The 24268-nt window shown below is 70.3% G+C and carries 31 protein-coding genes and 1 pseudogene; 29 read left to right on the forward strand and 3 right to left on the reverse strand.

Annotation, left to right across the window (positions count from 1 at the left end; all coding sequences use genetic code 11):
• Positions 1-48 precede the first annotated feature (48 nt).
• A complete protein-coding gene (gene phoU, locus LE181_RS14980) occupies positions 49-741 on the forward strand; it encodes a phosphate signaling complex protein PhoU (protein ID WP_225661768.1) in 693 nt (230 codons plus the stop codon).
• Positions 742-1056: 315 nt separating this feature from the next.
• Here phoU and LE181_RS14985 read toward each other — a convergent pair whose 3' ends face one another.
• On the reverse strand, positions 1057-1818 hold the full coding sequence (locus LE181_RS14985; RefSeq protein WP_099199152.1) for a phosphoglyceromutase: 762 nt from the start codon (positions 1816-1818) through the stop codon (positions 1057-1059).
• Positions 1819-1955: 137 nt separating this feature from the next.
• On the opposite strand from LE181_RS14985, the pseudogene LE181_RS14990 reads away from it, so the two are divergent.
• Positions 1956-2084, forward strand: a pseudogene (locus tag LE181_RS14990) (MFS transporter); the annotation flags it as partial.
• Between the two features lie 53 nt (positions 2085-2137).
• Positions 2138-3874, forward strand: coding sequence for a recombinase family protein (locus LE181_RS14995; RefSeq protein WP_225661769.1), 1737 nt, complete (start codon positions 2138-2140; stop codon positions 3872-3874).
• A gap of 60 nt (positions 3875-3934) precedes the next feature.
• Here LE181_RS14995 and LE181_RS15000 read toward each other — a convergent pair whose 3' ends face one another.
• Positions 3935-4135 carry a hypothetical protein gene (locus tag LE181_RS15000; protein ID WP_225661770.1) on the reverse strand — a complete coding sequence of 67 codons (201 nt, stop codon included), beginning with the start codon at positions 4133-4135 and terminating at the stop codon, positions 3935-3937.
• Between the two features lie 122 nt (positions 4136-4257).
• A complete protein-coding gene (locus LE181_RS15005) occupies positions 4258-4758 on the reverse strand; it encodes a helix-turn-helix domain-containing protein (RefSeq protein WP_225661771.1) in 501 nt (166 codons plus the stop codon).
• 297 nt (positions 4759-5055) lie between these two features.
• Between LE181_RS15005 and LE181_RS15010 the strand changes: the two genes are divergently transcribed.
• The 26 genes from LE181_RS15010 to LE181_RS15135 all read left to right on the forward strand — a co-directional run bounded on the left by LE181_RS15010 (position 5056) and on the right by LE181_RS15135 (position 24265).
• Positions 5056-5331, forward strand: a complete 276-nt coding sequence (locus LE181_RS15010; RefSeq protein WP_225661772.1) for a hypothetical protein — start codon at positions 5056-5058, stop codon at positions 5329-5331.
• Positions 5328-6359: a YqaJ viral recombinase family nuclease gene (locus LE181_RS15015; RefSeq protein ID WP_225661773.1), complete on the forward strand. Its 1032-nt coding sequence runs from the start codon at positions 5328-5330 to the stop codon at positions 6357-6359. The genes LE181_RS15010 and LE181_RS15015 overlap by 4 nt, the downstream gene beginning before the upstream one ends.
• Complete coding sequence (locus LE181_RS15020; RefSeq protein WP_225661774.1) at positions 6356-7201, forward strand: recombinase RecT; 846 nt, start codon at positions 6356-6358, stop codon at positions 7199-7201. Before LE181_RS15015 ends, LE181_RS15020 begins: the two co-directional genes overlap by 4 nt.
• On the forward strand, positions 7198-7368 hold the full coding sequence (locus LE181_RS15025; protein ID WP_225661775.1) for a hypothetical protein: 171 nt from the start codon (positions 7198-7200) through the stop codon (positions 7366-7368). The genes LE181_RS15020 and LE181_RS15025 overlap by 4 nt, the downstream gene beginning before the upstream one ends.
• A gap of 14 nt (positions 7369-7382) precedes the next feature.
• On the forward strand, positions 7383-8342 hold the full coding sequence (locus tag LE181_RS15030) for a mucin-2 (RefSeq protein ID WP_225661776.1): 960 nt from the start codon (positions 7383-7385) through the stop codon (positions 8340-8342).
• A complete protein-coding gene (locus LE181_RS15035; protein ID WP_225661777.1) occupies positions 8339-9055 on the forward strand; it encodes a zinc finger domain-containing protein in 717 nt (238 codons plus the stop codon). Before LE181_RS15030 ends, LE181_RS15035 begins: the two co-directional genes overlap by 4 nt.
• The gene (locus tag LE181_RS15040; protein WP_225661778.1) at positions 9052-9261 is read left to right on the forward strand and encodes a hypothetical protein; all 210 of its coding nucleotides are present in this window, start codon (positions 9052-9054) and stop codon (positions 9259-9261) included. The genes LE181_RS15035 and LE181_RS15040 overlap by 4 nt, the downstream gene beginning before the upstream one ends.
• A gap of 241 nt (positions 9262-9502) precedes the next feature.
• Positions 9503-9967 (forward strand): hypothetical protein, encoded by a 465-nt coding sequence (locus LE181_RS15045; protein ID WP_225661779.1) that lies wholly within the window; start codon positions 9503-9505, stop codon positions 9965-9967.
• 21 nt (positions 9968-9988) lie between these two features.
• A complete protein-coding gene (locus LE181_RS15050) occupies positions 9989-10768 on the forward strand; it encodes a hypothetical protein (protein ID WP_225661780.1) in 780 nt (259 codons plus the stop codon).
• 160 nt (positions 10769-10928) lie between these two features.
• The gene (locus LE181_RS15055) at positions 10929-11264 is read left to right on the forward strand and encodes a hypothetical protein (protein ID WP_225661781.1); all 336 of its coding nucleotides are present in this window, start codon (positions 10929-10931) and stop codon (positions 11262-11264) included.
• A 208-nt stretch (positions 11265-11472) separates the two neighbouring features.
• Positions 11473-12969, forward strand: a complete 1497-nt coding sequence (locus tag LE181_RS15060) for a hypothetical protein (protein WP_225661782.1) — start codon at positions 11473-11475, stop codon at positions 12967-12969.
• Positions 12970-13089: 120 nt separating this feature from the next.
• Positions 13090-13695 carry a hypothetical protein gene (locus tag LE181_RS15065; RefSeq protein WP_225661783.1) on the forward strand — a complete coding sequence of 202 codons (606 nt, stop codon included), beginning with the start codon at positions 13090-13092 and terminating at the stop codon, positions 13693-13695.
• Positions 13696-13754: 59 nt separating this feature from the next.
• Positions 13755-14165 (forward strand): hypothetical protein, encoded by a 411-nt coding sequence (locus LE181_RS15070; protein ID WP_225661784.1) that lies wholly within the window; start codon positions 13755-13757, stop codon positions 14163-14165.
• Positions 14166-14409: 244 nt separating this feature from the next.
• Positions 14410-14856, forward strand: a complete 447-nt coding sequence (locus LE181_RS15075; protein WP_225661785.1) for a helix-turn-helix domain-containing protein — start codon at positions 14410-14412, stop codon at positions 14854-14856.
• On the forward strand, positions 14856-16097 hold the full coding sequence (locus tag LE181_RS15080) for a PBSX family phage terminase large subunit (protein ID WP_225661786.1): 1242 nt from the start codon (positions 14856-14858) through the stop codon (positions 16095-16097). Before LE181_RS15075 ends, LE181_RS15080 begins: the two co-directional genes overlap by 1 nt.
• A gap of 68 nt (positions 16098-16165) precedes the next feature.
• Complete coding sequence (locus LE181_RS32655) at positions 16166-16606, forward strand: HNH endonuclease signature motif containing protein (RefSeq protein ID WP_225661787.1); 441 nt, start codon at positions 16166-16168, stop codon at positions 16604-16606.
• Positions 16593-18065: a phage portal protein gene (locus tag LE181_RS15090; protein ID WP_225661788.1), complete on the forward strand. Its 1473-nt coding sequence runs from the start codon at positions 16593-16595 to the stop codon at positions 18063-18065. Before LE181_RS32655 ends, LE181_RS15090 begins: the two co-directional genes overlap by 14 nt.
• Positions 18066-18083: 18 nt before the next feature.
• Positions 18084-20342, forward strand: coding sequence for a phage minor capsid protein (locus tag LE181_RS15095; protein ID WP_225661789.1), 2259 nt, complete (start codon positions 18084-18086; stop codon positions 20340-20342).
• Between the two features lie 14 nt (positions 20343-20356).
• Complete coding sequence (locus LE181_RS15100) at positions 20357-20524, forward strand: Rmf/CrpP fold protein (RefSeq protein ID WP_225661790.1); 168 nt, start codon at positions 20357-20359, stop codon at positions 20522-20524.
• An 82-nt stretch (positions 20525-20606) separates the two neighbouring features.
• Entirely contained in the window at positions 20607-20915 is a 309-nt protein-coding gene (locus LE181_RS15105) for a hypothetical protein (RefSeq protein WP_225661791.1), read from the forward strand.
• A 256-nt stretch (positions 20916-21171) separates the two neighbouring features.
• Positions 21172-21777, forward strand: a complete 606-nt coding sequence (locus tag LE181_RS15110) for a hypothetical protein (protein WP_225661792.1) — start codon at positions 21172-21174, stop codon at positions 21775-21777.
• Between the two features lie 18 nt (positions 21778-21795).
• Complete coding sequence (locus LE181_RS15115) at positions 21796-22767, forward strand: major capsid protein (RefSeq protein ID WP_225661793.1); 972 nt, start codon at positions 21796-21798, stop codon at positions 22765-22767.
• 4 nt (positions 22768-22771) lie between these two features.
• Entirely contained in the window at positions 22772-23167 is a 396-nt protein-coding gene (locus LE181_RS15120) for a hypothetical protein (RefSeq protein WP_225661794.1), read from the forward strand.
• Positions 23164-23484, forward strand: coding sequence for a hypothetical protein (locus LE181_RS15125; RefSeq protein WP_225661795.1), 321 nt, complete (start codon positions 23164-23166; stop codon positions 23482-23484). Before LE181_RS15120 ends, LE181_RS15125 begins: the two co-directional genes overlap by 4 nt.
• Positions 23481-23834: a minor capsid protein gene (locus LE181_RS15130; protein WP_225661796.1), complete on the forward strand. Its 354-nt coding sequence runs from the start codon at positions 23481-23483 to the stop codon at positions 23832-23834. Before LE181_RS15125 ends, LE181_RS15130 begins: the two co-directional genes overlap by 4 nt.
• Positions 23834-24265, forward strand: coding sequence for a minor capsid protein (locus tag LE181_RS15135; RefSeq protein ID WP_225661797.1), 432 nt, complete (start codon positions 23834-23836; stop codon positions 24263-24265). The genes LE181_RS15130 and LE181_RS15135 overlap by 1 nt, the downstream gene beginning before the upstream one ends.
• Positions 24266-24268: the final 3 nt, after the last annotated feature.

The following is a 24268-nucleotide window of genomic DNA, read 5'->3' on the forward strand; positions in this document are numbered from 1 at the left end:
GAGACCCCCCGGCCACCGGTAGTACCCAAGGCGAGAGAAGGTCAGGCAATGCGGGACGCGTACCACGAGGAGCTGGATTCCATCGGCGAGGGCCTCGTCGAGATGGCCCGGCTCGTGGGCTCCGCGATCGGGCGCGCCACCACGGCGATCCTGGACGCGGACCTGAAACTGGCGGAGTCCGTGATCGCGGCGGACAGCAAGGTCGACGACCTCCAGCGGGACCTGGAGGCGCGGGCCATCGCCCTGCTGGCCCGGCAGCAGCCGGTCGCCACCGACCTGCGGATCGTCGTGACGTCGCTGCGCATGAGCGCGGACCTGGAGCGCTCGGGCGACCTCGCCCAGCACGTGGCCAAGCTGGCCCGGCTGCGTTTCCCGGAGACGGCGGTGCCGCGGGACCTGCACGCCACGATCCTGGAGATGGGCCAGCTGGCGCAGCGTCTGATGGCGAAGGCCGCCGAGGTGATCATCACCAAGGACGTGGACCTGGCGATGCAGCTGGAGCACGACGACGACGCGATGGACCTGCTGCACCGGGCGCTGTTCCAGCACCTGATGGACGACCGCTGGCAGCACGGCATCGAGACGGCCGTCGACGTGACGCTGCTGGGCCGGTACTACGAGCGCTTCGCCGATCACGCGGTCTCGGTGGCCAAGCGCGTGGTCTACCTGGTCACGGGTGAGCACGCGGACGAGCTGAACCAGTCGGAGGCGCGACAGGGCGGCGCGACGGAGGCTCCGTAGCGCTTTCCGGCCACGCCGCCCCGCCCCGAATGCTTCCGTGCGCCCCGTGCGCCCGTACATGCGTGCGTCAGGGGCATTGACGGCCGCTTCGGGCGGTCCTTCACTGGGTGAAGGCAGACATCCCTTCGAGGAGGAGACCGAATGAGCGGCTGTCAGTGTGGTCCCGGATGCTCGTGCGGCTGCCAGAACGGCGGCTCCTGCCAGTGCGGCGGCAGCTGCAGCTGACATCAGGCACGTCACTCACACTCACGGAAAGGGCCCCCGTCCGGCAGGACGGGGGCCCTTTCTTCGTGCGCACGCGCGCGCGGGCGGGTGCTACTTCTTCTTGCCCTGGTTCTTCACGGCCTCGATGGCGGCCTTGGCGGCCTCCGGGTCGAGGTACGTGCCGCCGGGGACGACCGGGCGGAAGTCGGCGTCGAGCTCGTAGGCGAGCGGGATGCCGGTGGGGATGTTCAGGCCCGCGATGTCGGCGTCGGAGATGCCGTCGAGGTGCTTGACCAGGGCGCGCAGGGAGTTGCCGTGCGCGGCGACCAGGACCGTGCGGCCGGCCAGCAGGTCCGGGACGATGCCGTCGTACCAGTACGGCAGCATGCGGACGACGACGTCCTTGAGGCACTCGGTGCGCGGGCGCAGCTCGCTGGGGATCGAGGCGTAGCGCGGGTCGTCGCTCTGCGAGAACTCGGTGCCGTCCTCAAGCGCCGGCGGCGGGGTGTCGTAGGAGCGGCGCCAGAGCATGAACTGCTCCTCGCCGAACTCGGCCAGGGTCTGGGCCTTGTCCTTGCCCTGGAGGGCGCCGTAGTGGCGCTCGTTCAGCCGCCAGGAGCGGTGGACGGGGATCCAGTGGCGGTCGGCGGCCTCCAGCGCGAGCTGCGCGGTGCGGATGGCGCGCTTCTGGAGGGACGTGTGGACCACGTCCGGGAGCAGGCCGGCGTCCTTGAGGAGCTCACCGCCCCGGACCGCCTCCTTCTCGCCCTTCTCGTTGAGGTTGACGTCCACCCAGCCGGTGAACAGGTTCTTCGCGTTCCACTCGCTCTCGCCGTGGCGGAGGAGGATCAGCTTGTACGGTGCGTCGGCCATGCCCATGAGCGTAATCGACCGCCCGAGCGGCTCGCGCCCCGGACGTTTGACGGCAACCGTCAATTCATTGGCATGCACAAGATCACCCGGGTAAGTTGCGAATCTGCGATTCGGCACTTACACACGGGGGCTGCAGCATGTCCATCGCCGGCATAGGAAGGGCCGCTCGGAAGAGCGTCTCGGGGTTGCCACGGGAGTTCTGGTGGCTGTGGACGTCCACCCTGATCAACCGGATGGGCTCGTTCGTCGCCACGTTGGTTCCTATTCGCTAGACCGTACGCCCTCGGGTTTCGTACGGTCGTTCGAAGGAGGGGACCGTATGAACCTTTCGGGGGTCCGTAACCTGCGCGAAAGCCTCGTTGGGCTGCGTGCAGGGCTGTACGCGCGGAAGAGCGCGTACCAGGGCAACAAGAAGAGCAAGGGCCGGTCGGTCAAAGAGCAGCTCGACATCGGGCACGCGACCTCTGATGACCTCGGGACAACCGTCGTCGAAGAGTTCATTGACGACGATCGATCCGCGTCGAGCTACCGCACCCGGGAGCGCGAAGACTTCGAGCGGATGATCGAGTGGATCGAGGCGGGCCGGCTCGACATCGTGATCGCGTGGGCGTCGACCCGGTTGCAGCGCGATCTCGCGGTCTACGCACGGCTGCGTGATGCCTGCATTCGGAACGGCGTGCTCTGGTGCTACGGCGGCAAGGTCTACGACCTGTCGAACAAGGACGACAAGTTCCGCACAGGCTTGGACGCGCTGCTTGGCGAGCGTGAGGTCGACGAGCTGCGCGACAACCTCATGCGGACGCTGCGGGCGAACGCCATCAATGGGATTCCGCACGCTCAGGCCGCCTACGGGTACCGCCGCGTGTACGACCAACGCACTGGGCTCTACATCTGCACGGTTAAGGATGAGAACGAGGCGCCGGTCGTCCGAGAGATAGTCCTCGGCGTCGGCGATGGCAGGGCGTCGGCCAGCCTCGAAAGGAAGCTCAACACGGAGGGCGTCACGCCGCCCACGCGGTATTGGACCAAGGGACAGGTTGCCCGGTTGTCAAAGTGGCGGCCGGACCTCCGCGACAACGAGACGATTCACCCGTCGTGGCTCGCCCGGATCGAGGATGCAGTCGACCTCCGGCAGGAAGCACGCGACCGCCTCGACGCTGGCGAAACGCCGGTCGACGTCGCACAGGACTTCAACGAGCGTGACGAGCCGCTCATCATGGCGCGTTGGATCTCCGCGACGATCACGGCGTATGCGACGGACGTGCGATACATCGGCTCACGTACTCACCACGGCAAGGTGACCAACGAGGACGCGTGGCCGGCGATCGTCTCCCTAGCTGAGCACGTGCAGGCGGTGACCGTGGTCAAGGCGCGTAAGGAGAAGCGGGCATTCAACATGCGTCCGGGGCGCGCGATTCACTGGCTGTCGGGGATCATGATCTGTGACATCTGCGAGATCGAGGTGGGCTCGGACCGGCAGCATGGGTTGCCGCGGTATTCATGTCAGGCGCCCGGACCCGAGGGTGTCAAGGGGTACCACGCGAGCGCGCAGATTTCGATCGTCGATCCGTACGTCGAAGACCGGTTGTTCGAGTGGCTTGCGTCCCCAAGTTTCGCCAGGGCGTACGCGAGGGGCGACAAGGAAGTGCTTCAGGCGATGGACGAGGCCAAGGCCGAGGTGAAGCTCTTGCAGGAGCAGCTCGCCCAGTTCTACGCCGAAGCGGGTGCCGGCCGGTTGTCAGCTCAGGGTCTGGCCGCGGTCGAGGCGGACATGCTTCCGCGGATCGAGGACGCGCAGAAGCGGGCTCAGTCCTTGGCCATCCCGCCGTCGGTGAAGGATCTCGCGGGCGCGACAGTGGATGAGATCAGGGAGGCGTGGAAGCACCTTGAACTCTCGCAGAGGCGAATGATCGCCGAGGCGTTGATCGAGGTCCGTCTCAAGCCGCAGGGACGGCAGCGTGAGCCGGCGGTGCAGACGTTCGTAGCTGTGATCCCGAAGGTGCACCTTCGCACGAAGAAGGTGCCGGGCAAGCTTCAGGTGGTGCCAGCCGCGTAGGGCGCGCAACGCATGAGAGGGCCGCACGGCAACAAGCCGTGCGGCCCTCGGCGTTGTTGATCAGTCGCGCTGCTCGTCGTCGTCTGATCCGGAGTCTTCGGGTCCGGGATGGGGGGCAAGTCCATTGAGGGCCTGTTCGAGGCCGGCGGCACCTGTTGTGGTGATGTGCCGTCGGTCCATGGCGATGTTCAGTCCGTCCTCGGTCGCGCGGACGACTGCGATGGCTCCGGTATCGAGTTGGGTACGGGTGACGCGGATCAAGGTTTGCCCCCCTTGTGGCATGACGGGACCTTGACTCGAACATATGTCCTAGTCAAGGCCCACATCACCTTACTCTGCGCAACACCGCAGGTCACGCCTCTACGACCGAGTGTGACCACTCTCTACGACGACGTTTGATCGTCTTCCGTCAGTTCCCGCGGCAGCTCTCCGGCCGCCCACTTCCTGAGCAGGTTCTCGACCTTCGGCATGTCCTTGCGGCCGGTACCGGGCGCGTGCACGACAACGACGGTTGCCTCTGGGGTGCTCACGCCGAACGGGTCGTCAGCTATGAGGCCACAGTATTGCTGAGCTGCGGCTATGCGCACCTCTCTTTCCGACTTCTGGATCGCCGCGGCGACCGCGCCGACGACTCCAGGTTCGAGGTGTATCGACTGATCTTGGGCAATTCGGTGAAGAGTGGTGTAACCCACCCTTACCCCCGTAGTCGGATCGACCGCGAGCTCGGCGAGCTTGCGGTATGAGAGTCCGGTCTCCTGCTTCGCGGCACGCAACAGGTCTCCGAAGGGGGTGCCGTAGGGGGTGGTGCCGGCTTCCGACACATTCTCACTCCGCTCTTGTTGCAAAACTCGAACACTCTCATCTAACCAGCCATCGGTCTGCATGGCACCGCCAACAAGTGCGTTGACGTGCCCTTTCCCAAGTCTTAGCGTTGCGACTGTTCGACATCTGCAACAGCCGGACGGGCGCTTTCATGCGCTTTGCGCCCTTGACTGTTCGATTTCTGCAACAGAGCGGAGGGGGACCGTGAACGCCACGCAGACGCTGCCTGAGCCTCGCCAGAACACGAGGGCGACCGACGAGCAGATCGACTTGATCCGCCGCATCCTCGCCCCCCACATCCACCAAGCCCGAGCGGAGCGTGCCACCGAGCGGCAGTCCGCGGCGCGAGGAGGACGAGCATGAGCGCCGTCGAGTTTGTTGGTCCGCCGCCGAAGCAGCGCAACACGAAGCACGCTCGCATCGCAGCCGAGCTGCGAGCACACCCAAGCGTGTGGGGAGTTGTACAAAAACCGACATCCATCGCCCGCGCGGCGTCCGCCGCACAAGCGATCCGCAGGGCCCGACTCACCGCGTACGAGCCGGCCGGATCGTTCGAGGCGGTTGCCCGAACGGTCACCGACGGCGATGCCACCGAATACCGCGTCTACGCCCGATTCATTGGGGGGCACCAGTGACACCGACTGGGGTCGTTGTCGCCCCGGCCGGCCTCGACCGCGAGCAGTGGCTCGCCGTCCGCCGCAAGGGTGTCGGGGGGTCGGACGTCGCCGCGGTGCTCGGGATGAGCAAGTACGCGTCTGCCTACGAGGTTTACCTCGACAAGCGGGGCGAGCTCCCGCTCGACCGCCCGCAGTCGGCCGAGCTCGCCGAAGCCGCGTTCTGGGGGCATCAGCACGAGCCGACGATCGCCTCGGTGTTCGCGGAGCGTACCGGCCTCGGTGTTGTCGAGGGCCCGGGGACGATCGCGCACGTCGAGCGTCGGTGGATGCTCGCCAACCTCGACCGCGCCGTGATCGAGCGGGGGGAGTCGACCCCTTCCAGCCTGCTGGAGATCAAGACCCGGTCGGCGTACCAGCTCGACGAGTGGCTGCTCGGCGTGCCGGACGGGCCGGCGCTACAGACCCACTGGTACTTGGCTGTGACGGGCTATCAGCACGCGTACGTTGCTGCCCTGCTCGGCGGGAACAGGCTGATCATTCACCGTGTCGAGCGCGACGAGCAGCTCGTCGAGCACCTCGTCGAGCTCGTCGGCCGCTTCTGGCGGGGGGTTCTCAACGGCACCCCGCCGGCGGTCGACGGGTCCAAGGCAACCGCGGACCTGCTCGGCCATCTCTACGACGTCCAGGCCGACGCCGTGGCCATGGCCGACCCGTCCGAGGTTCTGCCGCTGCTGGAGCGCCGGCGCGAGCTGAAAGCGCGCGAGCAGCGGACCGTCGACGAGCTGCGCGAGGTCGACAACCGCCTGAAGGCTGCGGCCGGCGAGGCCGAGGTCGTCAAGGTTCAGGGCTCGGTCGCCTACAGCTACCGGCAAAACGGGCCGCTCGCGCAGAAACGATTCATCGCCGCGCACCCGGACCTCGCGCAGCAGTACACGTACCGCGTCGATGCGCTCGATACGACGCGTCTCGCCGCTGAACACCCCGACAAGGTCCGGGCCTACCGCGCCCGACGCCTCGTCGTCCCGAACCAGGAGACCGCCGCATGAGCACCACCCTTGCCGAGCGCGTCGCCCAGCGCGCCAACACCCACACGCCCGCCGCCCAGGCTCCCCAGCGGCCGGCCACCCTCGTCCAGTTCGTCGAGGCGATGCGCCCGCAGATCGAGCGCGCCCTGCCCGCCCACATGGGCGGCGCCGACCGGATAGCCCGGATCGCGCTTACCGAGCTGCGGCGCGTCGAGCACCTGGCCGAGTGCACACAGGAGTCGTTCGCCGGCGCGTTGATGACCTGCGCAGCGCTCGGCCTGGAGCCCGGCGGAGTGTCGGGCGAGGCGTACCTGCTGCCCTTCTGGAACAAGAAGGTGCGGGCCTACGAGGTACAGCTCGTCATCGGCTATCAGGGCATGATCCGCCTGTTCTGGCAGCACCCGCTCGCTTCCGGCCTCGACGCGCGCCCCGTCTACGAGGGCGACGAGTTCGAGTACGAGTACGGCCTCGACCCGAAGCTGCGGCACGTGCCCGGCCGGGGCCCGCGGGGGCAGGCCACCCACTATTACGCCGTCGCGCGGCTGGCGAACGGCGGCTCGGCGTTCGTCGTGCTCAGCGTCGAAGACGTCGAGGCGATCCGGCGACGCAGCAAGGCCAAGGAGTTCGGCCCGTGGGCGAGCGACTACGACGCGATGGCCTGTAAGACCGCCGTTCGACGGCTCTTCAAGCTGCTGCCGAAGTCGGCCGAGCTCGCGCGTGCCGTGGCGCACGACGGGACCGTGCGGCGCGATCCGTCGCCTGACGCACTCGACGCCCCCGGCGAGTACATCGAGGGCGAGCTCGTCGAGCAGCAGCCCGTCGGAACCATCAGCCATGACGTGCCCGAGGCCGCCGCGCAGTGACCCGGCGGCCGGCCCTCGACTTCCGGTGCCGGCACTGGGACGGGCAGGCGCGCCGCTACTGCGGCGCTCCCGGCGCCCGCCGCTACCTGCCCGGCTACCGGTGCCCCCTCCACACCCCCGCGGCCCTCGCCGGCCGCCCCGAGGCCCCATCCCGCACCCGTACGTAAGGAGCGTCCGCCCCGTGGCGTGGTTCAAGATCGACGATGGCAGCCACATGCACCCGAAGGTGATCGCTGCCGGGAACGCTGCGCTGGGGTTGTGGTTGCGCTGCGGGGCCTACTCCGCGCAGCACCTCACCGAGGGGCACGTGCCCGGGATCGTGGCCAAGCAGTACGGCACCGCCCCGCAGGCCCGCAAGCTCGTCGCCGTCGGTCTGTGGCACGAGCAGGGCCACGACTGTCCACGGTGCCCGCAGCCGACCGCTGGCGACTTCATCGTGCATGACTTCTTCGAGGGCGGCCGGAACTCCACCCGGGCCCAGGTCGAGGCCAACCGCGCAGCCGCCGCGGAGCGCAAGGCCAAGAGCCGAACGCGCGCGAATGAGAGGCGAATCGGCGACGAATCGGCCGTGGATCGTGAGCGAATCGAGCGCGGATCGTCCACGAATCAGCCTCGAAACACAACCCAGTTTCAGGGAGGAACCGCAGGTCAAGGAGGTGTGTCACGGCGTGACACCGTCGAGGGCGTCACAGGCTCCCAAGCCAGCACCAAGCCTTACCCCTCTACTTCCTTCGGAAGTAGAGGGGAACAAGCTAGCCCGGAGGACGGGCCCCGGATCGCCGAGCCCGTACGCCCGCTCGTCGAGGCCATGACCGCCGCCGGCATGGCCGTCTCATGGGAGCTCGCTTCCGCCGAGTGGGTCCTGCTGCAAGCCCTGATCGAGCGCTGCGGCGTGCAGATCCTCGTCGACCACGCCGGCGGCGCATGGCAAGCCGCACGCACCCGCCCCCGCAGCGCGCGGTACTTCCTCGCCGGCTGGCGCTCCCTCCCCTCCATGCCCACCCACACGCCCACCTCGACCGGCCACGGCGCGAACGTCGTCGCCCTACGCGGCGCCTCGCGCCCCTCCACCACCGATCAGCGCGTGCGCGACGGCCTCGACCTCGCCGCCCGACTCCGCGAACAGGAGAACGCCCAGTGACACCCGCCGACGCCGCCGAGCTGCTTGCCCTGGCAGCCGCGTTCGACCGCCGCACCATCGGCGAGGCCGACGCCCACGCATGGGCCCGCGCCCTGCGTGGCATCCCCCTCGACCACGACACCCGCAACGCCGTCGCTGAGCACTACGCCCACACCGAACAGTGGATCACCCCGGCCCGCGTTCGAGAGGTCCGTGCACGAATCCGCGAGAACCGGATCGGCGCAGCTCACCCGGTCTACGACGGCAACCCCGGCGAGACCGGCGCCGAGTTCGTCGAGCGCCGCCGTGCCCAGATCACCGCCGCAGCCGACGGCACCCTGCCCGCCCGCCCCATCACCCACGCCATAGGCGCCGGCCCCAAGCACGACGTCCTCGCCCTGGCCGCCGGTGTCGGGCGCAGCGTCGACGAGGAGCCGACGCCGTACATCGACCCGACCACCCGGGCAGCCATGCGAAAGACGCTGCCGAGCAAGCGACCCGCCCTCGTCGCGCTCGCCGTCGCCTGCCCGAGGGAAACCTGCCGGGCCAGCAAGAACAGCCGGTGCAAGAACGGGCGGGGCGACGTACTCGGCACCGTGCACGGCCGCCGACGCGACGCCTACGCCGTCGAGTTCGCAACCTGCCCCGAGTGCGCAGCCCCGGCCGGCCAGCACTGTGGCGCGCCCGAACCGCACCCCGCCCGTATCCGTACTGCTTTGGAGATCGCCGCATGACCGAGTACCGCCGGCGCCTCGCCGAACAGGACGTCGCCCGACGAGCCTTCGCCGACGCCCACCTCGACGAGCTCACCGCGTTGTTCTGCGACCGCGTCCTCGCCGAGCACGACGAGCACGAGCAGCAGCGCCTCGGCCGCCTCATGTGCACCCCGCCTCAGCCGCGCACCCCGCGCGCCCGCCACACAGCAGGAGGCCGCCCGTGATCCCGCCCGCCGCCCGCGCCGTCATCGCCGCCCATCTCACGGACGCACTCGACGTGCACCCGCACCTCGCGACACTCACAACCGCGGCACTCGCCGACTGCCTCGCCGCCGAGGGATGGCACATCACAGACACCCCACCCGCGCGACCGGTCGCGCCTCGCGCGCGGGAGGAAGGCCGGACCCATCGGGGCCTTGCCCGTCGCCTGCTCCCCCGCCGTACCCGGACGAACGGAGACCCATCATGAGTCGCCGCACCCGAGCAGCCGACCGCGAGCTCGGCCGCATCCGCCGCCGCGAGTCCCTCGCCGTCCTGCTCGCCCGCGCCGACCGGCTGCTGCCCACCGAGGCCGACCTGCTGCGCGTCCTCGTCGAGACCGAGCTCGCCGCCGCCGACCGGACGCGACGCACCGCCGGCGGACAGACGGCCGCCGTCAGCCGGCTCCGCGCCAGGGTCGAGGCGGCCGACGCCGCCATCGTCGAGACCGAGGCCGACCGCGACCGCGCGCAGCAGGCACTCCGCAGGCTGCGCGAGCAGCACCGGGGCGTCGAGGCGGCGTACGTCGAGCACCTCGCCACCGCGGCCGTCCTCGCCGACGCGCTCGGGCACGGGCTCGCCGGCGACGACCGGCACCTCGCAGAAACGATCCGCCGCGTGTGCACCGGCGAGATCACCCCGCGGCAGGCACTCGCCGCGACCGCACACTGAACGACCCAAGGGGGACCACTCATGACCAGCGCCACCATTGCGCGCCGCGAGACCGTTGAGGCGCTGCGCACCATCCGTGAACTGTGGGGCGAGCTGCTGCTCGCGATCGAGACGCCGCCGGCGGACGTGTGGCCCCCGCGGCAGCTCGCGCACACCATGCGCGACGACGACGCCCTGCTCGTTGAGACCCGGGCACCCCTGGTGCTGCGCGAGCACCCCGCCCCGCTCAACCTGCGCGCCCTCGACACCGGCCGCGGCATCGAGGGCCGGCTGTTCGATCTCGCCGACGTGCTCGCCGCCCAGGCGCAGCAGCAGACCCCCCTCAGCGACCCGCGCCGGTGGATGTACCGCAGCGACACCTCGCCGGGCAGCAGGGCCTACGGGCTGCACTGGGCCGCGGTGTGGATCGAGGGGCGTGTGCTCGACGAGGACACCACCCCCGAGCCCGCCCTCGACGGTGCCCTCGTCGAGGCGCCGTTCGCTCCGGTGTCCGAGGCGCTGCTGCGCGAGGCGCACAGCGTCGCCCGCTGGTGCGAGGGCCGGCTGCTGGCCGAGCTCGGCCTCGACCAGCGCGAGACCCCGGTGCCCGACCGCCCGTGCCCCTGGTGCGCCGGTCTGCTCGTCCTGCACACCGGACCCGAGCAGGGGCCGGCCGTAACCTGCGCGACCGGGCCGGCCTGCTCCGCGCCCGTGGCGCTGGACAGTCGGGGGCGGCGCGTGTGGCAGTGGGGCGACCTGCTCGACCTCGTCGCCGCACTGGGCACCGGGGGGTCGGTGGCCGTGGCGCAGGTCGCCGCCTAGGCCAATCCCGTTGCCCTATCGGGTAGTTGGTGGCGGACGTCACACCCATCAACATGAACTAGGTTCACCCCTTCCCTTGTGAACCTAGTTCATGTTGGCCTACGGTGATCACACACCGCCGGTCTCCACCCGGCACCCATCCAGCAAGGGAGCAACCCCCATGCAGATCACCATCCCCCCGTACCCGATCGACGAGGATCACACGCCGCTGCTGCTCGACATCGCCCTCGCCGAGACCTCCCGGGCGGCCGACATCGCCGAGGGCGACCTGATTCTCGGCGAGGTCGACGAGCAGGGGCGGGTCGACTACTTCAACGACTACTACCGAGCCGCACCGATGCCGTACGACCCGACGTGCGGCTGCGGCGTCTGCTACCTCGCCGCCGACGACGAGCGGCCGGTCGTGAACCTCGGGAACGACAACCCTTGGGACACCTGCGACCCGCACCAGGCCGACGCGCTGCTTGTGATCATCCGGGCCGCGCACCTCGCCTAGCCACCCACCGGGGCCGCCCCTCGCGGCGGCCCCGGCACCCCCATGCCGTCAACTCCCTGGCCACACGAGGGCGTCGGTGACACTGATCACAGACCGCAGATGAACTCAGTTCACGCAATCTCTTGTGAACTCAGTTCATCTCGGCGTAGAGTCGATCACGCACCGCCGGTCTCCACCCGGCACCCAACTCACAACGGGAGCAACCCCCATGGAGCAGCACACCGAGGCCAACGTCGTACGGGTCGCCGTCCGCGCCCACCGCGCACCGGGCGGCTGCCGGATACGCCTGCTGGCCTACGTCCACACCAACTGCGCCTGCCGCCTCGCCTCGACCCTCGTCGGCACGTTCGACAACATGGCCGAGGCCGAGGCGCTCGCGGCCGGCGCGACGCCTGAGCGCTTCCGGCACTGCACGAAGTCCACCCCCATTCGCGAGCAGCAGCCGGTCGTCGAGGCCGAGGTCTCCGTCGTCGAGCACCAGGAGCAGCCCACGCGGGATGAGCCCTCCAACACCTGGACGATCACCAACCGCAACGGTGTCGAGATCGCGCGGGTCGAGGGAGCGACGGCCGAGGACATGACTCGGGCGGCCGAGGCCCTGCCGAGGGTGCGCGCCACGATCCGGCGTGAGGGTGGGTTCACCCGTCGCCGCCTGTGGGTGTCCGAGCTGACGCCCGCGGACGTCGAGCAGGTGCCGACCGCGATCGAGGCCGAGCAGCAGCCGGTCTCCGAGGTCGAGCGGCGCGTCGTCGAGGGGGTTGTCGTTGAGCACGCTGGTACCACCGAGGGCAGTCGGCCCCAGCACGCCACGCACCCCGACGTCGTCGCCGCCCGCGCCGTGTTGAGCCCGCTCAAGCCCGCTTCGGTCTCCGAAGACACCGAGATCACCGAGCCCGACGAGGCCACCCCCACCGTGCGCGGCTACCTCGTTGAACCGCGGGGGAACGGGCGCATCGCCGCTTACTGGCTTGAGGGTGGCCTGATCGTCAGTCGCAGGGACGCGGTGAACGGCGACGTTCCCCTCTCCATCGTGGCCGACAAGTTCCGCGCGGCTGGCTGGACGGTCGAGCCGCGGAGCCTGCGCGCCGTGTTCGCATGGCGCCCGACGGAGGGCAGCACGGGTGACGCCCAGAGTGCGGCCGACACCGTGCGCCAGGAGGCCGGGCGGGCGCTTCGGGCGCGGCGGCGGGCGCAGCAGCAGCCGGCCCCCGCTGCGACCTGTCAGCACGGGACTGCTGCCCGATCGGACGTGAGCGGCGACCCGGTCGCGGCATGCGACGGGCGGGCGCCGGGGGTGCGGGGTGGCGTGTTGTCCGACGAGGGGTGCGTGTACATCGACGATTGCTTGGTCGACGCCGCGAACGAGTGCGCGCACCTGAACGCGGAGGAGCCCGCCGACGAGCCGCTGTACTCCTGGCACCGGATGTGCCCGGAGCACGACGAGCAGACGCTCGACGAGTGCGAGGTCTGCGGCGCGGTGCCGGTTGAGGATCGCTGCATGGAGTGCGAGGGCCGGGGGTGCCACTGGTGCCACTGGACGGGCGAGCAGCAGGTCGAGGCGCCTGCGGATGAGGCGGCAGCCGAGGAGGTCCCCGAGGGGGACGGTACGTGGCGTAGCGGCTGGATGGCGGCCGAGGAGCGGGTGACGGAGGGGGCGTTGTTCGATCTCGGCGACGGGGTCGAGCAGGGGCTGCTCTTCCAGTAGGACTCATCCGACATGAACTAGGTTCACGCAGGCTCTTGTGAACCTAGTTCATGTCGGCGTATGCTGATCTCGTTCTCGCCGGTCTCCACCCGGCACCCAACGAGCACGGGAGCAACCCCCATGCAGATCGCCAAGTACGCCGCCATGAGCACCAGCACCCCGCACTACGGCGCCCGCGGCCTTGACGGCGCGCCGGTCATGCTGTGCGACACCAGCGCGGCGAACCTCCGGCAGACCGACAGCGAGGCGCGCATGTGCCAGCAGTGCGAGCGCGCGCACGCCATCCTGACGGCCGGGCCGGTCGAGCGCGAGCTGCGCCTCGCCGCGGGCGCCAAGGGCGGCGTGGGACACCTGCTGATCCCGGGCGAGCCCCGCGGCTACTGCGGCAAGGGGCTCGGCGAGAAGGCCGCGACCGGCAAGCGGGTCTGCAAGAACTGCGAGCGCGTCGTCGAGGCTCTCGACCGCTTCTCGGCCGCGGTCCCCGGCCTGATCGCGAAGCGGCTCGCAGCGCCCGGCAAGCCGCTCGACGCCGCGGTGCCGAATGAGGCCAGCGCGTTCCGCACGGCCGAGCCCGCCGCCATGGTCGAGCAGCTCGGCGACCTGCTCGCCGCCGACGAGCAGCCGGTCGTCGAGGACCCCGCGGGCACGTGGCGCGACGAGTGGATCGTTGAGGGGCAGCAGACCCTCGCCGGCCTCGTCGACGAGCAGGGCGCCCTCTTCGCCTGATCATCAACCGCCCGCCCCGGTCGGACCCGGGGCGGGCCCTCTTCACAGAAGGAAGTTCCATGACCGAGCGAGACGGTACGGCCGAGCAGGTGCGCCAGGAGATCGAGGCGGACCTGCGAGAGGTTCCGGAGGCGACTTGGCTCGCGCGGGACATCATCGCCACCATCAAGCGGCACAAGGCCGCCGAGGACGCCCGTACGGCCGCGGTCGCCGGTCGCCTGGAGAGGGCCCGCCAGGTCGCAGGCGCTGAGGCCGCGGACGCCGAGGCCGCGGAGCACCTGACGCTCGCCGAGGTGGCGCGGATCCGCGCGGCCTACAAGGTGGCCGAGGCCGCTACGCCGCGGGTGATCCTTGAGGAGGACGCCAAGGGGCGACCGGCGAACCACATCGCGGCCGATCTGGGCTTGTCCGCCTCGTACGTCTCTCGCTTCCTGCGCGAGCACAAGGCCGGCAAGCAGCCGAAGAAGTAGAACGGGCCCGCCCTGCGTCTCCACCGCCGGACGGGCCCTAGCCGCAAGCGGGAGCAACCCCCGCCCGCGGGTGCGCACAGCCTATCCCGGACCCGCGGCCGAACAGACTTGCGCCGTTATCGATCTGTGACCTAATGTTGGCCCTGCCTCCGGCGTGCCCGGAAACTCTGACTCCTCACCCGAACGCCCCGCCGCCCTCCCCCCTGGCGACGGGGCGTTCGCCGTTCCTCCGGGAGGTGAGCGCGTGGCCGAGCCGATTCGCGACCGAGACCGCAAGAAGGTCCGCGAGCTGCACGCCGCCGGGCAGTCCCGCAACGCCATTGCCCGTGCCATCAAGCGCAGCGCAGCGACGGTAAGCAAGATCGCCAGGGAAGAGGGGCTGACGTTCAGCGGCGGGGCCCGGGTCGCGGCTGCGACCGAGGCGCGGCGCGCTGATGCTGCCGCGCGGCGCGAGCTGCTCGCCGACGAGGCCCTCGACGGCGCTCTGCGCCAGGTCGAGCGGACCACCGGCGCCGAGTCCGCTCGCGACGCCCGCGATCACGCCACCGCCGCACGAGCCCTTACTGAAGTGCACGCCCGGGTCTCCGAGCTCGCTCGCCAGAGCGGGACTGGTAGCGCCGGTGGCTCGATGCTCGACCGCCTCGCCGACGCCCTGCTCGGGCCGGCTGGAGGTGACGAACAGGGGGTGTAGTGGCCTCGCCCCTCCCCCTGTCCGACAAGCAACTGCGCTCGATCCGGGAATCGTTCAGCGCGCGCGTTTCCATCTGGCACGGCAGCGTTCGCTCGGGCAAGACCATTGCCTCGCTGCTCGCCTTCCTGCTGTCCGTTCGGCGCGCGCCAGCGACGGGCTTGATCCTGCTGTGCGGCCGATCGCTGCAAACGATCGAACGCAACATCATCGAGCCGCTACAGGATCCCGCCCTTTTCGGCTCGGACGTTGCCTCGGAGATCCGGCACACCCGCGGCGCCACCGTCGCCAGCATCATGGGCCGAACGGTCCACCTGATCGGCGCCTCGGACGCGCGGGCCGAGGGCCGGCTGCGTGGCGCTACGGCCTCACTGGCGTACATCGACGAGGCCACGCTCGTCCCGGAACCGTTCTTCGTGCAGCTACTCGCCCGCCTGTCCGTGTCCGGGGCGAGACTGCTCTGCACGACGAACCCCGACTCCCCGCGGCATTGGCTGCGCACGGGCTACCTCGACCGGGCCGGCGAGCTCGACCTAGCCGCATGGCACTTCAAGCTCGCCGACAACCCGAGCTTGAGCGAGGCATACGTCGCCGCTCTGTCCGCGGAGTACACCGGGCTTTGGCGCCGGCGGATGATCGCCGGCGAGTGGGTCGTCGCCGAGGGCTCGATCTACGACATGTGGGATGAGCAGCGGCACGTCGTCGACGAGGTGCCGGAGCTGCTCCGGACCTGGGTGGGCATCGACTACGGCACGGTGAATCCTTTCGCCGCCGTGCTGCTCGGCCTCGGTGTCGACAATCGCCTGTACGCGGTGAGCGAGTGGCGTCACGACTCCCGGGCCGCTCACCGGCAGATGACCGATGCGATGTACAGCCGGGCCGTCCGCGAGTGGCTGAGCAAACGGAACGACGTCCGCCCCGAGTGGACGTTCGTTGATCCCTCGGCCGCGAGTTTCTCAACGCAGCTCTGGGCCGACGGGCACCCGAACATTGCGCGTGGCGATAACAGCGTGCTCGACGGCATCCGGTCCGTGTCCAACGCCCTTGACGCGGGCGTCCTGCTCGTTCACCGCTCGTGTGCCGGCCTGCTCCAAGAGTTCCCCTCGTACGTCTGGGACGACGCGGTAGCGGCCCGCGGTGAAGACCGTCCCGTGAAGGTCGACGATCACTCGCTCGACGCCCTGCGCTACGCGGTGCACAGCACCGCTCACGAATGGCGCCACCTGCTCACGCAGGCCGCGTAACCACACCACCACTGCCCCGGTCGCCCCGGGGTGGGGCGCCGTGGGCCTGCATGCGCAAGGGGGCACCTATGCGTTCCGATTGGCCCGACCGGTTCCTCTCCAAGGTGACTCGGTCCGCCGGTGGCTGCTGGACTTGGACCGGCTCGGTCAAGCCCAACGGCTATGGGCAGTTCAGGGTCGGGCGACGGGTGCGCACTGCTCACCGGGTCGCCTACGAGCTCGCGCACGGGGAGATACCCGACGGCCTCGTGATCGACCACCTGTGCCGCCGGCGCGACTGCGTCCGGCCCGATCACCTCGAAGCGGTCACACAGCGGATCAACGTGCGGCGAGGCATCAGCGCCGCGGCTCACCGTGCCCGCCAAACCCACTGCTGCCGCGGGCACGCGTTCGACGCCGCGAATACGTACATCGCGCCGAACGGCACCCGCAAGTGTCGACGGTGCCGTGCCACAGCGCAGGACCGCGCACGACGACGTCGGCAGGAGGTGACCTGTGTCCCTTCCTGAGAACGGCGCCCCCTGGCCCCCGCCGCACCTCGCGCGGACGCATGCCGAGCTGCGTGTCGACGACGCTTGGTACTCCGGAGATCACGAGAAGCTCGCCGCCGTCTACCGCAACAACACCACGCTTAAGGACGGGCGCCCCCGTCTGTGGGGTCGACGGCCCCCGCAGCCCGGCAAGCGCGATAACCGCCTGCACATACCCCTCGCCGGCGACATCGCGAGCACCAGCGCCGATCTGCTGTTCGCCGAGCCGCCGGTGTTCACCGTCGCCGACAGCAAAACGCAGGACCGGCTCGACGAGCTCACCGAGGCCGGAGGGGTCGCAAACACCCTCCTGGAAGCGGCCGAAGTGTGCGCCGCGCTGGGCGGCGTCTACCTGCGCGTGACGTGGGATCGGGAACTGATTGACCGGCCGCTGCTCACCGTGCTTCACGCCGACTGCGCAGTGCCCGAGATCCAATTCGGCATGCTGCGGGCCGTGACCTTCTGGCATGAGCTCCCGTCGGACACTGCCACCGTGTGGCGGCACTTGGAACGTCACGAGCGGGGCCGCATCATTCATGGCCTCTATCAGGGCTCGGCAAAGAACCTCGGCGAACGGGTGCCGCTCACCGAGCACCCCGAGGTCGCCCCGCTCGCCGCCTCGATCGGCCCCGAGGGGGACACGATCGAAACCGGCATCCACCGCTTGACGGCCGCCTACATCCCCAACATCCGCCCGAACCGGCGTCACCGCGGTTCGCACCTGGGACTCAGCGACTACGGCGTGCCGTTGTATGACCTGTTCGACGCGCTCGATACGACGTGGACCTCGTGGATTCGCGACCTGCGCCTCGGCCGCGCCCGGCTGATCGTCCCCGATGGCTACCTCCGGGATCACGGACCGGGCCGCGGCGCGTCGTTCGACGATGACCGGGAAATCTGGCAGCTGCTGAACATCCCGCCGAGCGAGACCGGCGGCGGGATCACCCTTTCGCAGTTTGCGATCAGGGTCGAGGAGCACGAGCGGACGGCCGAGGCCGCCACCCGGCAGGCGGTGTTGTCCGCCAAATACTCGCCGCAGACCTTTGGTATCGGCGATGAGATCGCCGCCACCGCAACCGAGGTCAAGTCCCGCGAGCGTCTGAGCATGACGACTCGGAACCGCAAGTCGCGGTACTGGGCACCGGCCGTCGCCGAGATGCTGCACGTCATGCTCCTTCTCGATCAGCAGTTGTTCACCCCGTTCATCACCCCGGAACGGCCACAAACCGTGTTCGGGGACTCCGTGAGCGAGGACCCGGCCACTCTCGCGCAGACCCTCTCTCTGCTTCAGCAGGCGCAGGCTGTCAGCGTCGACACCAAGGTGCGCATGCTCCATCCCGAGTGGACCGAGACAGCCGTGCGGGAAGAGGTCGATCGCATCCTCACCGAGACCGGTGCGGCGGTGCCCGACCCGATGCAGGCCGGCACCCTCGATTGACCTGACGAAGGGGGCGCCGTGCCGATCCATCCGGGCATGGTCGAAGACCTCTCGGCCGGCGTCCTGGCCCTGTACGCGGACGCCGAGCAGCGGCTGCTCGGCATCGTCGCGCGACAGCTCGCCGACGGTTTCGAGGCGCCCGGTTGGGCCACGGCCAAACTGCGGGATATCCAGGCGCTGCGTCGCGGCGCGCAGGGTGTCGTCGACGCCCTCTCGTCCGCCATGCAGGTGGAGGTGTTCGACGCGGTCGCCGAGGCGTACAACGTCGGCGCCCGGTCCGGCCTCGCCGAGCTCGGCGCCCTGGACGACATCGACGCCCGCCGGATCGCCGAGAGCACGCCCGCCGGCCGCGCCGTGGACCGGCTCGCGCACGAAACAGTCGAGCTCGTCGAAGCCACCCACCGCGGCATTCTGCGCGGCGTGGAAGACGGCTACCGGCAGGTGATCGCGGAGGTGTCCGCCACACCCCTGCTCGGCATCGACACCCGGCGGCAGGCCACGCAGCGCGCTATGGAGCGTCTTTCCGATCGGGGCCTGAAAGCGTTCGTGGACCGGGCCGGCCGATCGTGGCAGATGACGAGCTACGCCGAGATGGCCACCCGCACCAGCGTCGGACGGGCCGCGGTCGAGGGACACACCGACCGTCTGCGCGCCGCCGGCCTCAACCTCGTGATCGTCTCCAACGCCCCGCACGAGTGCCCGCTCTGCAAACCATTCGAGGGCAAGGTGCTGTCGATCGATGGCCCGTCGGGGGCGCGCGAGGTCGACGTCGAGCACGCCGTCGAGGACGGCCGCACCGTGCGTGTGGACATCGCCGGATCGCTCGACGAAGCGCGCACCCGCGGATTTCAGCACCCCAATTGCAGGCACTCGGTCGCCGCCTACTTGCCCGGTGTCACCCGCGAGCCCGTCGAGCACTCCACCGACCCCGACGGTTACGAAGCGAGCCAGCGACAGCGGGCGATCGAGCGCGGCATCCGCAAGTGGAAGAACCGCGCCGCCGCCGCGACCGACCCGGACGCGAAGCGCGCGGCCGAGGCCCGGGTGCGGCAGTGGCAGAAGAAGCAGCGCGAGCACCTGGCCGCGCATCCCGAGCTCATCCGGCGCCGCGAGCGCGAGCAGATCGGCGGCGGCAACCTCCCGCCGGCCCGTGGTACGGCTGGCCGGCCCGGCACGCCGAGCGGTCCGGGATCGGACGCGGTCGAGGCAGCGCGCGTGCGCTCCGGCGACGCGCGCACCCTGCGCGAGATGAGCGACGAGCAGCTCGGCGCCGCCATCCGCTCGGACGTCCTCGACCGGCGTGACCGGGACCGGATCGGCGCCGAGGCCGACCGGCGCGACGAGCAGGTGCTGCTCGACCGCGTGCGCCCCGCCGGCCGCCTGGCCGACAACCTCGCCGCCTTCTCCGACGACGAGCTCGCGCGCGCCTCCAACCACCTGGGCGACGACGACATGCTGCGCGTCATGGCCGAGATGGACCGACGCGACATCGACGCCGCCCTGCCCGGCGCCCGCCGGGACCTGATCGGCCTATCCGAGCGCGAGCTCGCCGACCGCGCACGCCGCGCCGACGACACCGAACGTGCCGCGCTGGACGCCGAGGCGCACCGCCGGCAGTTGCTCGGCAGCGTGTTCCCCGGTGGTCGGCTGGCCGCGGATCTCTCCGGCGTCGGCGACGACGTCCTCGGGTGGGCGATCCGGTACGCCAGGGACGACGACGCGCTGCGGATCGCCGAAGAGCTCGACCGCCGGTACCCGCCGGCCCCGATGCCGAAGGCGGCCGGGGCGCACACCGTCGAGGGACAGCTCGCCGACCGCGCCGCCCTCGACGAGGTCCTCGGCCCGGCCGGCGACCCCGACGACTGGGCGCACCTGGCCGACGACCTACCCGACAACCCGTACGCGGGCATGTCCGCGGCCGAGCGCTGGATCGCCGAGCGCGAGGCCGAGCAGCAGGCGCAGCGCACCGCCTATAGCCGGTCGCAGATACAGGAGATGTACCGCGAGCACGTGTACGCGCAGTACATGAACGCCGAGGATGAGCTGCGCGGCGTGCTGCTGTCCCGCGAGGCCGACCGCGCGGGCGTGGATCCGATCAGCCTGTTCACGGGCCCCGCACATGTCGCCTACGCCCGTGCGTCGGAAGAGCTCAAACGATGGTGGCAGGTCCACCCGCGCACTACGCTTGCGGAGTACACCGAGCAGGTCACCGGCATGCGGAGCAGCGCTGCGGACACCGCCCGCGCCCGCCGCACTGACCACGACAACAAGCTCTGATCGAAGGGGCGTTCATGAGTTCGCGGGCCGACATCGTCCAGGCCATGCAGGCCGGCCGCCGCGCGGGCGCCGCCGGTGACCGGCCGACCGCCTGCCCGTACCCGGCCGGCAACCTGCTGCGCTCCGCGTGGCTGCGCGGGTACGCCGCTGCCCGTCCGTTGGCTCAGGAAGCGAACGATTAGGGACGCGCTCCGCTCACCTGTTCGCCTGGTTTTGTGCCGACTTCCTCGGGAACAACGGTGGTAGCTAGCACTCGGGGGAGCTATGGGCGAAATCATCCAGGCATCTGAGCGTATCTTCCTGTCGTTGATCGTGGGCGCCTACGTCGTGACTATCGCAATGATCACCGGAGGCGTTGTTCTGGTCGCTCTCGGAGCCACTGGCCACACCGAGCTCACTCTCTTCGGGCAAACCACCCAGTCCGCTAGCGTCGGTATTGCCGCCTTCTTCATCGGTGCTGTCATGGCCGTCATGCTCATCCGCAGCACGTTGCACGCGCTGAGCTCGCTTGCTCGTAGGGAGGCGCCGCTCGCATTCAGGCGCGATACACCGGCTGGGCGAAAGCGCCGATAGCCGTATAGGGCCTGCCTCTAGTGACCCCTTTCTGCCTCGCCGGTCCCGCCGCTCGTCAGGAGCACCGCCGGCTCGATACCGGCCGGGACCACTGGGGGGCCGCGCCGCCCATTAGTAACCGACCTCCGCCCCGCATTAGGCGGGGGTGAGCCGAACGGGGTCGCAAGCTCGCACGGCTCCCCTCTCTTCCCTTTCACGGCCCGCCCTCGGCGGGCCTTTTTTCACGCCCGCACACGAGCCCGGAGGGCCCTTCCGCATGTCCGAGACGCCCGCCGCCCCCGAGGCAGCAAGCACCGTCCCCACCTCGACCGCCCCGGAATCCACCGCCCCAGCGGCTCCGGCCGCCCCTTCGGTCCCCGATCCGGCCATCGAGCAGCAGCTCGCCGACGCGCAGCAGCGCGCGAGCGCCGAGGCCGAGCGCGCCACGCAGTTGCAGGCCGCGCTCGACGCCGTGAACAAGGCGCTCAACCCCGACGGCCAAGGCCAGGAGCAGGACCCGAGCGCGCTTGCCGCCGCGGTCGCCGAGCGCGACCGACAGCTCGCTGACGCTGCCGCGCAACTGCGCACGGCGCAGGTAGAGCTCGCCGCCTACAAGGTCGCCGCCGCGCAGGGCGCCCGTGCCGACCGGCTGCTGAACAGCCGCGCGTTCGTCGACGACCTGCGCAACCTCGATCCGGCCGACGGGAAGTTCGGCGAGCAGCTCGCCGCAGCGATCACGGCCGCTGTCGACGGCGACCCCGACCTGTACCGCGCCGCTCCGGCCGGCCCCGCCCGGGGCGGCGCGGAGTTCACCGGCGCGCCGGCCGCGCCTGCCAAGCCGGCCAACCTCCGCGACGCCATCGCCGCCCGGCTTGGCGCCTAACCCCTAGGAGCACCACCCATGGCAATCACCCTTGCCGACGCCAAGCTGAACACGCAGGACGACATCGACCTGATGGTGATCGACGAGTTCAGCAAAAGCTCGTGGCTGCTGGACAACATGGCGTTCGACGACGTCGTGAACCCGGCCGGCGGCGGCGCAACCCTGACGTACGGATACACCCGGCTCGTGTCCGAGCGCGGTGCGGCCTTTCGCCCGCTGAACACCGAGTACGGCACCGAGCAGGCCAAGCGCACCCGCGCGACCGTCGACCTGTCCGTGCTCGGTGGCGCGTTCGAGATTGACCGCGTCCTGTCCAACCTCGGGCCGGCCGCCTCCAACGAGGTGGCGTTCCAGATGAGCCAGACGGTCAAGAGCGCAACCGCATTCTTCTCCGACCAGGTCATCAACGGCACCAAGAACACGTCGACGGCGACCGGCTTCGAGGGGCTGTCGAAGATCCTCAGCGGCACCGCGACCGAGTTCAAGGCGCCGGCTGACTGGTCGGTGCCCGCGGACCAGGCCGCCGCGCACAACGCCCTCGACGGCATCGACGAGTTCCTCGGCCTGCTCGACGGCACCCCCTCGGCCCTGCTCGGCAACAAGAAGACGATCGCCCGCGTGCGCAGCCTCGCGCGCCGGGCCGGCTACTACAGCCGCGCCGAGAACGCATTCGGGCAGACCGTCGAGTCGTACAACGGCATCCCGTTCATCGACCTGGGCGCGAAGGCTGGCAGTGCCGACCCCGTGGTCGGTGTCGACAGTAAGACCGGCGCGAGTGATCTCTACGCCGTCCGCCTCGGCCTCGACGGCTTCCACGGTGTCTCGGCCATGGGTGGACAGCTCGTGCGTCAGTGGCTGCCCAACTTCGAGACCGCAGGTGCCATCAAGAGGGGCGAGGTCGAGCTCGGCCCCGTGGCCGTCGTCCTGAAGGCCACCAAGAGCGCGGCGGTCTGGCGCGGCATCAAGGTGCAGCCGGCCGTCGCGGGGTGATCACGTGCGCCGTCCCTACTCCACCCCGGAACAGCTCTCCACATGGCTCGGCACGCCGGCCCCAGCGGATGCCGAGCGGCTGATCAGCAGGGCGTCAGAGGACATCGACAGCGCCCTGCTGACCGCGATCTACCCCGTCGACGACGACGGCGACCCGCTCGATCCACGGATCGCGCAGGCCCTCGCCGACGCGACGTGCGCACAGGTGGAGTGGCAGCTCGCCACAGGCGATGACGGCACCGGTGCGGCCGGGCAGTGGGATTCCGTCAGCATCGGCCCGGTCTCACTCTCAGGCCGCACCGGGCGCACCGCGGGTGCGTCCGGCGTCGAGCTCGCGCCCCGCGCCGACCGCGCGCTGCGCCGCGCTGGCCTCGAACCCGGGTACGTGATCACGTGGTGACGCGCGTCCCGCCGGCCCTGCTGCGCCACCGAATCACCGTCGAGCCCTACGCGGGCGAGGGGGCGTACGGGCAGCAGTACCGGCACGCGATACCGGACGTGCCCGCGCTCGTCGACTCCTCCCCGCGGCTCGTCCGTACCGCTGACGGCCGACAGGTCACCGCCACCGCGACCGTGATCGCGGGGCCGACGCTGGACTGCCCGCCCGGATCCCGGATCACCCTGCCCGATGGCCGCACCACCACGGCGATCACCGTCACCCATCACACCGCCCCGGGTCTGCCCGTGCCGGCCTGTACGGAGGTGAGCTGCGAGTGAGCCAATCCGTACGGCTCCAGTGGAACGGCGCCGCCGCAACCGAGCTCATCCGGCGAGCCGCTGCTCGGGGGCTGCTGCTCGGCGCCGAGCATGTGCTCGCCGCGAGCAGACAGCGCGTGCCGATCAACGAGGGCACTCTCGAACGCAGCGGCGCCGCCTCGGTCGACGAGCAGTCGATGACCGCCGCGGTGTCCTTCGATACCCCCTACGCCCGCCGGGTGCACGAGGACCTGAACGCGCGGCACAGCCCCGGCCGTTCCGCGAAGTACCTCGAATCCGTGCTGCCGGAGACCGCGGGCGAGGTACAGGCGCTGATCGCGGCGCAGGTCCGGCGCGCGCTGGGCGGCTGATGTCGTACACCGTCGATCTCCTGGACGGTCTCGCCCGACTCCTGCACGAGCAGGGTGTCGGCACCTACCGGCCCGAGGGCGTGTACGCCCCGGGCGAGACCGCGATCACCATCGCCGCCATGCCGCCGGCCCCGGACCGCGCGATCTGTCTCTCGGCCTATGTCGTCGCCGACTCCTCCGTGCTCACGGACACGACGACGGGCGTGCAGGTGCGCACCCGCGCAGGGGCTGACCCGCGCGAGGTCGACGCCCTCGACGACGCCGCGTACGACGTCTTGCAGGGCGCCGGCCCCTTCCTCTTCGCCGCCGTGCGCGTGCAGCTCATCACCCGCGCTTCCGGGGCCCCGATCGGCGCCGACTCCTCCGGCCGCATGGAACGCAGCTCCAACTACCACCTTCGCGCGCACCGCGCGCATCCCCATCTCGAATAGGAG

It is taken from the genome of Streptomyces sichuanensis (assembly GCF_020328095.1).
GTDB lineage: Bacteria > Actinomycetota > Actinomycetes > Streptomycetales > Streptomycetaceae > Streptomyces > Streptomyces cinnamoneus.